The sequence below is a fragment of the Chryseobacterium arthrosphaerae genome, from assembly GCF_001684965.1.
Lineage (GTDB): Bacteria > Bacteroidota > Bacteroidia > Flavobacteriales > Weeksellaceae > Chryseobacterium > Chryseobacterium arthrosphaerae.
Genome location: NZ_MAYG01000015.1, coordinates 1 through 434 on the forward strand (window position 1 = coordinate 1; position 434 = coordinate 434).

The 434-nt window shown below is 41.7% G+C and carries 1 protein-coding gene; it reads right to left on the minus strand.

What is annotated here, in order from left to right; translation table 11 throughout:
- A partial coding sequence (locus BBI00_RS18970) for a thiamine-phosphate kinase (protein ID WP_131799718.1) occupies window positions 1-434 on the minus strand: 434 nt, incomplete at both ends.

Sequence of the window (434 nt, forward strand, 5' to 3'; positions counted from 1 at the left end):
AAGATCATTTGGTTTTGCTCCGTTTCTTTTTACTATATTTTCTTCGTTTTCTATTCCTATAGCAGTAATACTCATCACCAATCCTGAATTGGAACTTGTGGTATCCCCTCCTATCAGATCCACTTTGTATCTTGCACAAGCAGCCTGAATTCCTGAATACATCTCCTCCAACGCTTCCACCGGAAAACGGTTGGATACAGCAAGCGAAACCAGAATCTGCGTAGGAGTTGCATTCATAGCAGCAATATCGCTTAGATTCACCACCACTGCTTTATATCCCAAATGTTTTAAAGGAACATAGCCCAGATTAAAATGTACGCCTTCTGCCAGTACATCTGTCGTAAGAACTACTTTTTTGTTGTCCGGATTAATGACTGCCGCATCATCTCCTACCCCAAGCTCTGAAGATTCATTGGATAGCGGAAAATGTTCCG